10 protein-coding genes are annotated in these 14,120 nt (G+C 34.8%); all 10 read left to right on the forward strand.

Annotation, left to right across the window (positions count from 1 at the left end):
• Positions 1 to 635 precede the first annotated feature (635 nt).
• Positions 636 to 1,583 carry a kelch repeat-containing protein gene (locus tag HNS40_RS13685; protein WP_172281746.1) on the forward strand — a complete coding sequence of 316 codons (948 nt, stop codon included), beginning with the start codon at positions 636 to 638 and terminating at the stop codon, positions 1,581 to 1,583.
• Between the two features lie 57 nt (positions 1,584 to 1,640).
• Entirely contained in the window at positions 1,641 to 2,282 is a 642-nt protein-coding gene (locus HNS40_RS13690; protein ID WP_172281748.1) for a hypothetical protein, read from the forward strand.
• A gap of 12 nt (positions 2,283 to 2,294) precedes the next feature.
• The gene (locus HNS40_RS13695) at positions 2,295 to 4,823 is read left to right on the forward strand and encodes an MBL fold metallo-hydrolase (protein WP_172281750.1); all 2,529 of its coding nucleotides are present in this window, start codon (positions 2,295 to 2,297) and stop codon (positions 4,821 to 4,823) included.
• 4 nt (positions 4,824 to 4,827) lie between these two features.
• Positions 4,828 to 6,177, forward strand: a complete 1,350-nt coding sequence (locus HNS40_RS13700; protein ID WP_172281752.1) for a S41 family peptidase — start codon at positions 4,828 to 4,830, stop codon at positions 6,175 to 6,177.
• A 4-nt stretch (positions 6,178 to 6,181) separates the two neighbouring features.
• Complete coding sequence (locus HNS40_RS13705) at positions 6,182 to 7,384, forward strand: redoxin family protein (RefSeq protein WP_172281754.1); 1,203 nt, start codon at positions 6,182 to 6,184, stop codon at positions 7,382 to 7,384.
• Positions 7,385 to 7,410: 26 nt separating this feature from the next.
• A complete protein-coding gene (locus HNS40_RS13710) occupies positions 7,411 to 8,631 on the forward strand; it encodes a T9SS C-terminal target domain-containing protein (protein WP_172281756.1) in 1,221 nt (406 codons plus the stop codon).
• Between the two features lie 136 nt (positions 8,632 to 8,767).
• A complete protein-coding gene (locus tag HNS40_RS13715) occupies positions 8,768 to 9,829 on the forward strand; it encodes an alpha/beta hydrolase-fold protein (protein WP_172281758.1) in 1,062 nt (353 codons plus the stop codon).
• A gap of 67 nt (positions 9,830 to 9,896) precedes the next feature.
• Positions 9,897 to 10,904, forward strand: coding sequence for a PD40 domain-containing protein (locus HNS40_RS13720; RefSeq protein ID WP_172281760.1), 1,008 nt, complete (start codon positions 9,897 to 9,899; stop codon positions 10,902 to 10,904).
• 49 nt (positions 10,905 to 10,953) lie between these two features.
• Positions 10,954 to 11,277 (forward strand): M48 family metallopeptidase, encoded by a 324-nt coding sequence (locus HNS40_RS13725; protein WP_172281762.1) that lies wholly within the window; start codon positions 10,954 to 10,956, stop codon positions 11,275 to 11,277.
• Positions 11,278 to 11,495: 218 nt separating this feature from the next.
• Positions 11,496 to 14,108 carry an ankyrin repeat domain-containing protein gene (locus HNS40_RS13730; protein WP_172281764.1) on the forward strand — a complete coding sequence of 871 codons (2,613 nt, stop codon included), beginning with the start codon at positions 11,496 to 11,498 and terminating at the stop codon, positions 14,106 to 14,108.
• Positions 14,109 to 14,120: the final 12 nt, after the last annotated feature.

A 14,120-nucleotide genomic window follows, 5' to 3' on the forward strand; every position in this document is an offset into this window, starting at 1 on the left:
AAAATGTATGCTTATCCTACTCCTTTATATGCTTGTATAGTTATATTACCTTGTATTATTACCTTTCTATTCAAAATTTCATATATAACAAAGCCAGTTAACAGAAATAATTACAGGCTTTATATACAATATTTAAAGTATTTATATTTTACGAAACAAGAAGAATAGACTGCCACTTGATGTTTAGCTTTGTAGTGGCCTATTGCTAAAGACGAATGTTCCATTATGCTCATCGAAACCAAAACCACTAAACATACAGGAGATGTTAAGTCTCCCATCACCAAATCTATTCAAGAACAATCTTATTAAATCGGTTTCGTAACCTTCCTCATTGCCACTCAAAGCTTTTCATCTAAACTTACTTCGTTAAATTAATTAACTAAGGGACGATAACTGTAAAATATACATACACTCAGTGTAAGATATCTTTACACTAATTTCTGTATACCTCTTCCAGAATAGGTCTATGTTGTTCTTATCCTGTATTTTACGGTCATTGGCATAGCAATTGATTTAATTATATCAACAATATGAACACAGTATAAAAGTATTAACTAAGTATTTAGTTAATGGCAAGGCCATTGTTCTCTTTCTGTAATCAGCTAATTACTTAGTTATAGATTAACACTAAAACGATGAAAAAAGTAGCTATAATCACATTGTTTTGTTTTTTTATTTGCTCATGCTTCGCTCAAACAATTGTATGGAAAGAAGTAGCATCTCTACCGGAAGCTTATAGTGGCGGAGAAGCCGTAAGCCTGAACAATGAAGTCTATTTTGTGGCAGGATGTACCAAAACTACTAGAAGCAGTGCGTCTTTTTACAAATTCAATCCTCAAAAGAATCAGTGGACAAAACTGGCAGATATTCCAGCCCCCGCAACAAATTTTGCACTAGCAGCTGTAAATGGAAAAATTTATGCCATTGGAGGGGATCAATTTCAAGATGCTAATCGAGAATACAATCCAAAAACCAATAGCTGGAAACTACTCAACCCAATGCCCACTGCACGTCAGCATATCAACTGTGGCGTTTATGAAAATAAAATTTACATTTCCGGAGGACTCACTTCTTGGAAAAACATCACACAAAAACATGAAGTATACGATGTACCAACTGATTCATGGTCAGAAAAAACAGAAATTCCCTATTTAGTGCAAAATGCTTCTGTTGTTACTATTGATTCTCTCATTTATGTAATAGGGGGTGCAGGTGCAAAAGAAGATATTTGGGGAGATGTATGGACTGTTGAGACTTACAATACCAAAACAAATAAATGGAAACATATCAATGATTTACCAAAACTGCTATTTGGAACAGCTGCTGTTGTGGTGAACAAAGAAATCATTGTTCTAGGTGGGCAGACCTTGATAGATGGTAAGGAAGACACCTCAAAAAAGGTTTTTATTTATAAAGTTAAATCTGACCAATGGATAGAAACAACTCCACTACCCATAAAAAATGTGTTTTTTGCATGTACCACAATCGAGAATAAATTATATGTAATAGGTGGAACAGTAGGTGGCAACCCCAATTGGGATAACTACGCTGAGGTTTATGAAGGGGAGATTATTGATAAGTAATATGGTTAATGACACAATGGACATGAAATAAATATCCTTTTGAAAAAATAATATAAAATGAAAACATTTAAGCTCTTTTTAGTCATTATTCAATTGTGCTTTGGTTCATCGTTATTTGCACAACAAAATGAGATAATCCCTCATTTATCAAAAGCTAATGACTCCAATTTATGGGTTTTGCATAATAGAGAGGTTCATATTGGTAATGAAGTTCATTTAGATGGAAAACCTGGAAATGGATTATATTGGATTAAAGAACCCCTATTTACAAATGGAAGAATTGAGCTTGATATTAAAGGAAAAGATGAGCGCGGGAAAAGTTTTGTGGGATTGGCTTTTCATGGTTTAAACGATAGCACCTATGAAGCCATATATTTTCGTCCATTTAATTTTAATAACCCAGATAGAAATACACATGCTGTCCAATACATATCTCATCCTGAATATCCTTGGTATAAACTAAGACGAGAGCATCCTGAAATATATGAAAACACCATATCTCCAGTTCCAGAACCCGTAGATTGGTTTCACGTGACCATAATCATTGAATACCCTAATGTGAATGTATTCGTGAACCATTCAAAGAAACCATCTTTAACTATCGAACAACTGATTTCACGAAGAGAAGGTTGGATAGGGTTTTGGGTGGGAAATAATTCTGAAGGATATTTTAAAAACTTAAAAATTACTCCTGAATAATAAAAAATAAATATGAAAAGAACAGCAATAATAGTATTTCTAATACTGAGCTATTTTACGGTTTCAACCTATGCTCAACAAAACAAGGTTGATGTTAGCTATGTTGGAAATTCTGGGTTTTTAATAAATATTGGTGATAAAAAAATACTTATCGATGCCCTTTTCAAAGGTTTTGAAGGCGATTATATATTGCCTCAGAAAATTCAGGATAAGCTAATAAATGCTAAGGTTCCTTTCGATGATGTGGATTTAATTTTGGTGACCCATGCTCATGGTGACCATGTTGATTTGGATATGGTAAAGCAATATATGCAAAACAATCCGAAAACAGTTTTTGCATCAACTCAACAATTGATTAATGTTCTCACTGATTCAACCAATCGTTGGATTGGATTTAACCCAACAAAAGAAAAACCTGAGAGTAAGGTAATTGGAGACATCAAGATAGAAGCCTTTTACCTTCCTCATGGTCCAGATTCAAGAATAATAAACAACGGTTTCCTGATTACTGTAAACGGAATCTCATTTTTTCATACCGGCGATGTTGACTTTGATCAATTTACTTTTGAAGAGTTTCAATCACTTCAGCTACAAGAAAGAAAAATTGATCTTTCATTTATTCAACATTTCTACCTTACTAGTGATTCCATTTCCAGACAGTTTGTGACCAAAGGTATCGGAGGTAAATACATTATTCCCATTCATTATCATTTTACAACACCTATTTTCGACAGCATATTAATAAAACAAAATTATCCTGAAGCGATCCTTTTCAATGAAGAATTGCAAACTTGGCATATGCCAACTAAGAATGATGAAAAATCAACCTTAGGGGAATACTATTTCAATCAGCCTCCTCCTGGCGATTCAGCTGTTGTTTTTGCTCCTGGTATTATTTCTTTGTCCAATCGTTTGGAATCCAACATTGTTTTCAATCCCGATGGCAAAGAGTGTTACTTTGGAGTACTTGAAATAAAAGACAGACAAGTTTCCTACAAAATTTATCAAAGCATATTTGATAACAACAAATGGACAGAACAGACAGAAGCTCCGTTTTCATTAAACCAGAATATTAGTGATCCTCTTCTGTCGGCGGATGGACAAAAACTCTACTTCAATAAAGAGGGTGATATTTGGATGATTAACCGTATTTCTGATGGATGGAGCGCAGCTGAAAAACTTCCAGCCCCCATCAATTCTGATGCTTATGAGGGCAATATTACTGAATCCGCCGATGGAGTTATTTATATTTCTTCCAGGCGTCCGGAAGGATTTGGCGGAATTGATAATTGGAGGATAAACCGCCTACCCGATCAATCTTTGCAAGCAGAGAATCTTGGACTGTTGATGAACTCCCTCTATTTTGACTACAGCCCCTTTATTGCCCCTGATGGTTCCTATCTTATATTTGGTTCCTATCGCGCGCTTAGAGATGGGCTTCTCTATATAAGTTTTAATGAAGGAGATGATAATTGGACTATACCTATCAATATGAATCGCTGTGGTGCTAAAGTCAATAATGCAACGGCTCACCATAGCAACCCCTCCCTTTCGCCCGATGGAAAATATCTGTTTTTTAGACGTCACGAAGCAGATACTGTTATGGATGTGTATTGGGTAAGTGCAGAAATACTTAAGCCGCTTAAAGAGAAAGCTTTGCAGGAATATTCCTCACAAAAATTAACCCATCTAAAAGGTGACTACCTCGGTCAAACTCCTCCTGGAAACATACCAGAGGTATTTGCCCCTGGGATCGTATCAATAGCCTCAACAATTGAACATGGATCGCCAACATTTTCTCCTGATGGCAATGAAGTATTCTGGCAAGTTAATAGTGCAAATCAGAAAACAATACTTTGCTTGACCATGAGACGTGAAAAAAATGTGTGGACAGCTCCAAAGATATCACCATATGACAGTAGTCCGGTTTTTTCACCTGATGGCTATCGGCTTTATTACCTTCCTTTTGGTGAAGAAAATGGTGAAAAAGACGGCCCCCATTTTGTAGAAAAAGAAGGTGAGTCCTGGAGTTCGCCAGTATGCATGGATCTTATCAAGCGTTTTCCCGAAATAAAAGCAGTATATAATCATTCATTTACAAACAGTGGTACGCTCTATTTTTTGGGCCATGCAGAAGGATACTGGAATAATTTCGCCATTTATCGTTCTGAATTAATTGATGGTGAGTATGCTCAGCCTGAATTGCTTCCAGGTAGTATAAACATTCCGGGAGAGATACGTAATTGGACTCCTTTTATTGCTCCCGATGAGTCCTACCTCTTATTTTCTTCCAGCCGAGCTAAAGACAAAAATGATACTGGCGACATATACATTAGTTTCCGAAATGTAGATGGAGACTGGACAAGCCCCGTTTCATTGGGCGAAGAAGTAAATTCTGAACGCCCTGAACGTTTTCCTTCTGTCACACCAGATGGCAAATATTTATTCTTTTCACGATTTGTTTCCAAATACAATGAGGATGTTATGTGGGTGAGCGCAGAAATAATTGATGAACTCAAAGTAAAGAATAATAAAAAATAAGAATATGAAAAAAATGAAATTTAAAACAAACAGGAGAAAAACACTTATTCTTTGGATTTTAATTATTCCGGTAGTTTTCTTTGGACAAAATAACACTGAACAACTTTTTGAACCAAGGCAAGTCAAAGCAGATATTGACACCCTGATTTCCAAAATGAAGGATATTCATCCCACATTTCAAGTCCATTACAAGGCAACTAACCTAGAAAGCAGTATAGACAGCATTAAGAAGAGTATCACCAAACCCATGTCTAAGTTGGATTTTTTTAGGATAATGCAACCCATTGTTTCTATTGATGGTCATACAACACTTTTATATAATGGACCATTATACGATAAAGAAGATAGTCCATTGTTTCCTTTTAAAGTGATTATTTACAACAACGCACTTTACATCAAAGAAAATCTCTCTGAAAATGAAACGCTCGTTAAAGGCTCACTTATTGACAAGATCAATGGAATTTCTTCAGAAACGATCATCCATAAGCTGTACAAGTATATTCGTGGCGAAAAAGAGGCTTATCAAGCAAAAAAGCTCGAAGAAAGTTTTCATGTTTTTATGGCTTTGGTTTATGGCTCTTTTTCTGATTTTAGTATTACTGTAAATAAATCTAAATATCATCTAAAAGGTACTAATTGGAATGCTTTTCAGGAGGCTTCAAAACCAAAATTTGAGTTACGCTTTTATGATGATGACATCGCCTATATTTATAAAAGAATGTTTTTTCCACCGCAAGATTTCATGCATTTCATGGATTCTGCTTTCACCATAATCTCTGAGAAAAAAATTAATCATTTGATCATTGACAATCTTATTGGTGGAGGGCTTACTGATCTTGCTGACTCCCTGATAACTTATTTTACAGATAAGCCATTCAATATGATGGAAATGAAAAAAACCAAAGTAAGTGACTTGACAAAAGAATTTATTGAAGATAAAAAACCAAAAGGTAGTATTCAGGATGATTATTTTATTGAGAAATACGCTAAACATAGTTCTGATTGTGAAAATCGCTTTTCCGGGAAAACCTATATTCTGACAGGCCCACGGTCTTATTCGGCAGGCACCTGTTTTTCCGCTGCAGCTAAATGCTATCAGAGTGCCACAATCGTTGGCGAAGAATCAGGACAACCCCTTTTGAGTAATGGCGATCAGAACCAGTTTGTGTTACCTGAAACGAATATGTCCGTTGTAACGGCGCTTTCAATAGTTTATATGCCCTGTAATAATGATGATACTATACAAGGTGTGCTCCCTGATTATTACTGTGCACCTACATTGGATGATTTGTTAAACGACAGGGAGTACACCCTTGAATATACATTGCAATTGATTAGAGAAAGTAAATATTAAGATTATGAAAAAACGATCCATTATAGCTTTAGCAGTATCGATGTTACTTTTTAATGCTTGTACTACAAATTACACTTCTAACGATTACTTGGAAAAAGTATTAAATAATCTGGAAACAATAGAATCTGCAACATACAATATCGTTTCTGAGAACTGGCCACCGGGAGATACTGTAGCTTCAGAGACTTATTATTCCTTTGTGAAAGAGTATGATTACCCATCAGATACAACAATAGGTTCAAAGTTTGTAAGACTCAATGGTTCCGATACTTCAATTCTTGAATTCTGCTATGATGGTGAAATGAGAGCGCTCGTGTATAAGGACGAAAAAAGAGTGGTGCTTGACAGTTTTAATGTAAATCCCAAGCCAATCAGGACTTTGACACCACCATTTTTTAATTATACAGAAAGCATTCTTAAATACGCGCTTGAAACAGAAGATAGTATATCGTTGGATATAAAAGATCTGGGAGATATTGTTTATTTGAAACTTACGATTTATGAGGAAAATCAAGTGGAGTTCTTTGGAAAAGCTTTCCACATGCCAATAACACCCTATACTTTTGGAGAAAATACATCTATTTATGAAATGTGGATAGACAAAACGAACGACCTTCCTTTTAAAACGAGGAGAGAAATGTATCACAATATTTCTGTTAGAGTTCGAAAAGACTATAAACTGAATAATATTGATATAAAAGACTTTAAAGCTTCGGACTATTTCCCTGAGGATTATCGAATCCAACCCTATAGATTGGGAGGAAAAAGAAAGACGAAAAGTGAGCTAATTGGCAAAGAAGCCCCCGACTGGACTTTGCAAACCGGAGATCAATTACCCTTCTCTTTAACAGATCTAAAAAGTAAAATTACGATGATCCAATTTACCAGTGTGAGCTGCGGACCTTGTAAAGCTTCCATTCCATTCCTTAAAGAACTGCCTTCCATTTATAAAAAAGAAGATTTTGATTTTGTATCCATTGAGTGCACCAGCAGAAATTCGAATGTATTAAAAACCTATATGAATAGAAATCACTTCGACTACAAGTTTTTGTTATCGACCAAAGAAGTATTGAAAAGCTATTCCATTGGTTCTTTCCCTGTGTTCTTTATCCTTGATGAGAATCGAATCATAAGAAATGTCATTTACGGATATGGAAAAGGAAGCACCGATAATGAAATTCGTGAGGCCATTGATAAGCTGATATAAATTTAAAAATCAATAAAACGATTTATATGAAAACAAAATTAATTTTTGCTGCACTATTTTGGGGATTAATAACAACAAGTTCATTTTCTCAGGCAATTGTATGGAACCCCAAAGCTGAACTTCCGGCCCAAATATATAGTGGATCAGCTGTTAGTTGTCAGGGTAAAGTTTACTTTATCGGTGGACAAATAGATATAGGATCCACTGATTATATTGTGTCAAATATGATTTTCGAATATGATTTGGCAACGGATGAGTGGATTGAAAAACCCAATATGCCGACAGCACGCTATAATCTTGGCGTTGCCGCAGTTGATGGTAAAATTTATGCCATAGGCGGTGATAGTTTTCTTGATAAAAATGAAATGTATGACCCTACGACAGAAACCTGGCAAACACTCACTCCTATGCCCACAGCCCGGCAACATATAAAAGCCGCCGTTGTAAATGGTAAAATATATATTATCGGTGGATTATTGGTCAACTATTCGCAAGTTTCATCCAAGAATGAAGTATATGACCCACAAACAGATACATGGGAAGAGATGGCTCCTATTCCTACACCAAAACACAACTATGCAAGCATGGTTTACAATGATAAAATCTATATTTTTGGAGGAAGCACACAGAATGGCGGAAATGTTTGGGTTCAAACATCCACTGTAGAAGTGTATGATCCGTCTACTAACACTTGGGATACTTCTGTCTCGCTACCTTCTGTCAGGTTTAATCCCGGAATAGGCTTCCTCAACAATAAGATCATCATTACTGGCGGTATTTCAGGTAATGAAACTTTAAGTGATGTTGATGTTTTTGATCCTGTATCGAACACCTGGAGCGAAGGTACTTCTCTACCTATGCAAATCGTTGCCATGGGCTCTACAACTTTAAATAACAAAATCTACATTATAGGAGGCTCGAATGGACCGGGAGCTTGGATTGGATATAATTCGGTTTATGAAGGAGCTTTTGATGAATCAACTGGAACTGACCAAATAGCAAATATGGAAAATCATTTTAAACTGTATCCAAATCCTACGAAAGACTATTGTGAGATAAAGTACGATGGGGCTAAAATTGAGTCGGTTTTAATAATGAATGCTCAAGGAACCGTCGTTTACACTAAGAAATTAATTATGCTTCATCCGAGAATTAATGTTTCCGAATTAAACGATGGATTTTATTATGTAAAAATCCATACAACAGACAATGAAGTATATACGTCGAAATTGCTTAAGATCCAATAAATCTCATTGCAAATTTGACCGTGTTGAGTTGCAATATGGCTTGTTATTGGTTTTTAGAGTTTCTCAAAATAAAACCATAAAATATTGAAATACTAAAGAATGAATTGATCATATTAATAAATAGAACTAAATCAACATGAAGAAAATACATTTACTAATAACAGCAGCACTCCTCCTGGTATGCATTCAAAATTCGCATGCACAAAACATTCTGGAAAGACCTTATAAACCTTTGGACAAAGAATTTCTTAGTTTCACAAAAATGCTTAAAGAAGTAGATGAAACTGACTATCTGAAATCCATAGATTTATGTACGAAGGCCCTTGATCAATTTAAGGATATGAATATTAGAAATAATCTGATATTTTGGGAATTATCCTTCCATTATGCGAGTTTGAAACAATACGATAAATGCCTGGAAATACTAAAACTCGGGCAGGATGAAGGCTTGTTCTATTATACAAGAACAGGCGATCGTGCTTTTCCTCCTTATCTCAAAGAATTAGAGAAACTTCATGGATATGAGGCATTGATGGCGAAAAATAAGGAGCTTATGGATGCGGCTAATCGGCATAAAGCTTATGAATTTATGGTTCAGCTTCCAACAGACTATAATAAAAATGAAACCTATCCTTTGATGTTTATAATGCATGGTGGGATTGGAAACATTCCCAATTCACAGTTCAAGTATATCTCAGAAAAGCTGGAAAAAGATTTTATTGTAGCCTATAGCCAGGGAGATGTTTTTTTGGGTTCATTTTCCAAAGCTTATGACCATGAAAATTGGGAAGCCCCATTAGTAAATATTTATCAGGAGATCATTTCAAAATATGCGGTCGACACCACTCAAGTCATCATAGCTGGGCCTTCTGCCGGTGGCTATCGCTCTTTAATACTCGGACTCAACAATAGCGTTCCTGCCAAAGGATTGCTCTTGTCTTTTGCCGTATACCCAATCGAGTTAGACAGTACATTATTTTTAAATGCGGCAGAGAGAGGACTTAAGGTAGCACTGCTTTGCGGGGAGAATGATTGGGCCATTCAACAACAAAAGAAACTAGGATATTTATTAGATCAATACGGAATAAGGAATCGGTTTGTGGTCTTCCCGGAAATTGGTCATGGATTCCCCGAAAACTGGCCCTACTATTTAGACACTTCTGTTGATTTTATTTTAAAAGAAGATGAAAATAATTAATTGAGAATATGAGAAAATCTGTTCAATTGGTGAATAAGTAAAAACGAAAATTAATAAAGATAAAGTCATGAAAAACCATTTTTTTATTTTAATACTATTTATTGCAATGGGATGTAATGTTGAGCAAAAGGATAATGAAAACGAAGAAGCTGAATTTCCTAAATTAACGGGTAAATATATGGGGCAAAAAGAGCCGGAGCTTTCTCCTGAAATATTTGCTCCCAATATTGTATCTACCGGAATGTCAGAATTAAATGCTTGTTTTTCCCCAGACTATACAGCGTTTTTCTTCTCTGTCGTTATGCCAGGCAACAATTTTGTGATTATGTCCATGAAATACGATGGTCAGCAATGGTCAGCACCAGAAGTAGCCAATTTTTCGGGTGAATACTCCGAAGCAGACCCTTTTATTACAGCCGATGGGAAATGGTTGTACTATGTATCCAAACGCCCCACCGACAGCTTACAAATCCCCAAAACAGACTGGGATATTTGGCGTGTTGAAAATATCAATGGAGAATGGGCTAAGCCTGAACATTTGGAATCAGATATAAATTCAGATAAGGATGACATTTATCCCAGCTTAACAAAGGAAGGAACTTTATACTTTTCATCGGGAAGAGGAGGCGGAAATAACCGGGATATTTATTACGCCAGGAGTAATGGTAGTGGTTTTGAACCAAGCGTAAAATTAAATGATACGATTAATAAATATTGGGAAGGAGATATTTATATTTCACCAAATGAAGATTATATGATTTTCAGAACCTATGGCAGACCTACCGGTAATGGCTTGTACATCACATTCAATAGCGAGGGCGAATGGAGTATTCCTCAAAATATGGGGGAAGAAATTAATAAGACCGGTGGTGAATTTTGCCCAATGGTTGATCCGGACGGGAAGTATTTTTTCTTTACATCAAGCCATATTATAGCAAAGAATGAATCAGACAAGAAACTGACTTATCAAAAAGTGATGGATGATTTTATCAACTCATACAAACATCCGGGTATGGGTAGAAATGATATTTATTGGGTGGATGCTAAGATCATAGATAATTATCGAATAAATTGATGAAATTAAAACACTAAAAAACATTAAACAATGAGAAAAACTAACAGAATTGCTGGATGAAGGGAAAACCATTGATGAAATAGTACTTTTTGTCAAGAATGAGGATGTGCTGACAACTCAGTATGATCTACGTGAAACCTGGTTTAATCACTTTGGATATAATCTGATGAACGAAGAAAAAAAGAATGACGCTTTAAAAATCTTCAAATTAAACACAGAATTATACCCTAACGAATACAATACTATTGACAGTTATGGAGATTGCCTTTTACAGCTAGGTGACAAAGAAAACGCCATTAAAGCCTATAAAAAATCTTTAGAATTAAACCCCAAACATGAAAATGCTAAAAAAGTATTGTCGGAACTGGAATAACAGAATATAGCTATGGAAAAACGGAAATTTATTGGGGGGAATGCAGAGATTCTTAATAAATAAGATTTGATTACTTAAAAATGAAATAATCTAGAATAAGTATTCTGGATAAATAAGCGATTTTGAGTATGTCAACAATTCTCAGCTATCAAAATATAAGGAAATAAAAAAATTACTATTAGTGAAAAAGTAGATTTAACAAAAAAAATCAAATCGAAATGAAAAAACAAATATTTATTTTATTAGCAGCACTTATATGTAGTCAAACTATAATTTTTTCTCAAGTAGATGAAGATTTTTACGTAGGCGAAAAACTTTCTTACGAATCTGAAATATTTGAAGAAACGAGAGAACTGTTTGTTAGTATGCCGGCAGATTATGACTCATTGAATTCTTACCCCGTTCTATACATATTATTTCCAAAATATAGTTTTTATCGTGCTAAAGCAGCAGCAAGATATTTAGAAGGGAGTAATGGGATACCAGGAATGATCTTAATTGGTATTTGTGAAAAAGATGGGGCTGAAGTTTTTCCTTTTGAAAATAGACGTTATCGAGGGCAAGGGTTTAAAGGAGACGAGTTCTTAAATTCCATTAAGAATGAGGTAATTCCTTTTGTGGAAAATAAATATTTGACCGATTCATTGCGAATTTTGGCAGGATTTTCAAATAGTGCAATGTTTGCTAATTATATCATGGTAAAGGAACCAGATTTGTTTACTTCCTACATATTTAGTAGCCCAATGATTGGTTGGGGAGATAATTTTGTGCTTCGACAAACAACAGAGTTTTTTAATAGTATAGATCATTTTAATAAAACCGTTTATGTTATTTATGGAGAAAATGATTACGATCATGTGCTTAATCCAATGCCTGCCTATAAAAAACTATTTTCAAATAAAGCACCTGAGGGTTTAAAATGGAAAATAGATGTTTTAGAAGATGAAGGGCATGTACCATTTATTGATGTGTATAATGGCATAGCTTATACATTTAAAGAATTAGGATACAAGCCACAAGAATCAATATTTAATGCTTGTACAGATGGTGATTATGAAACTGTTGAAAAGATACTTGCAGAAAATGTTACTTGGGTTGATTCAACTATTAGCGGAACGGCTACGCTTTTGATAATAGCATCCTATTATGGGCATGATAGTATAGTAAGGCTGTTATTAGATAACAATGCTGATATAAATTTCCGAGTGTCGAGTAATGGCTATAATTCATTGCAATATGCATTATTTACTAATAAATTATCTACCATTCAATTGTTAATAGATAAGGGTATCGATGTAAATAATTCTGATAATAACCAGCAGACGGCTCTTCACTTGGCTTTGAACAGGAGATCATACAAAGTATATGACGCACTTATGGCTGCAAATTGTGATATGAATGCTCAGTATTCAAATGGAAATACAGCCTTGCATTATTCAATTGAAAACAATTTAGATAGTATTAGCAAATGTTTAATTGATGCAGGTGCTGATTTGAAACTTCTGAATAACAATAAAGAATCAGCGTTATTTATTGCCATTGAAAATAATAATCGTGATTTAGTTGATTTACTACAACAGAAAGGATCAAAATTACCGCAAGACAAACAGAAGAAGAATGAGCTTCTTCAATTTGCCGTTAAAAATAAATTTCAAGCCATTGCAGCAGAGCTTCTTGAAAATGGGGCAGAATTATCGGGTATCGACAGTAAGGGGAGAAATTTATTGCATCTTGCTGCAATAGGAGGAAATCTTGAATGGGTAAATAAACTCCTTGATAAAGAATTTGATGTGAATGTTGTCGATAGTTTGAATAGAACAGCTTTGCACTATTCGGCCGAGCAAAATAATATTGATATAGCCAAATTATTGGTGAAAAATGGAGCAGATATACATAAATTGGATTATACAAATAGAACAGCTTTGGCATTGGCAAATGATTGGGGGAGCACTAAAGTATCTAAATTTTTGATGGATAATGGAGCAAGTGTTTTTAATTCTGATATTATTGAATTAGAAGGAGCAGGTAATGAAAAATCTGAGATTAAAGTTACCTATATTGCTAATATGGGATTTATGGTTTCATCTGCATCAAAAACAGTATTAATTGATGCCCTTTTTGACGAAGATTTTGGTTCTTATTCATTGCCATCAAAACAAATTGTAGAAAAGATCAATCAATTAGAGAAACCTTTTAACTCTGTTGATCTTATGCTTGTTACACATGATAATGGAGATCACTTCTCGACTAACATGGTGGCTGAGTATTTAACGAAAAACAAAAAAGCAAAAATAATATGTAATAAAAGCGTTTCGTCGAAATTGAAGGAAAATAAAAATAGTAAAGTTGATAGCTCGCGAATTGTTGGAATTACTCCTGAAATGTATAAGTCTGTTGACACTAAGGTTAATGGTATTGAAATAAAAGTTTTGAGGTTAAGACATAGTGAAGGAGATGGACGAACTGAAAATATTGGATTTTTATTTGACTTGGATGGGATGAAAGTATTGCATGTTGGAGATGCTACGGGAGGAGTTTGGAAAGGAGCTGTTGTTAATGGAATTGAAGAATATGATGCAATAGGCCTTAAGAATATGCAAATTGATGTGGCCATTTTAAACAGAGGATCCTTATGGGGCATTGATGCTCCCGGGATCGAAATTATTGAGAAATATATCAAACCGAAACACATTATTCTAGGTCACTTTTCAATAGGCAACAAAGATGGTGAAGACGAGGTTATTCAAACTATAGAGAAATTAAAAGATAGTTTGCCAGGTGTCACAATTCTTGTAGAGTCAATGCAAAACATTATTATCAAAAATAATTGACGGCCAAAAAAA

It is taken from the genome of Lentimicrobium sp. S6 (genome assembly GCF_013166635.1).
Classification (GTDB): Bacteria; Bacteroidota; Bacteroidia; order Bacteroidales; family UBA12170; genus UBA12170.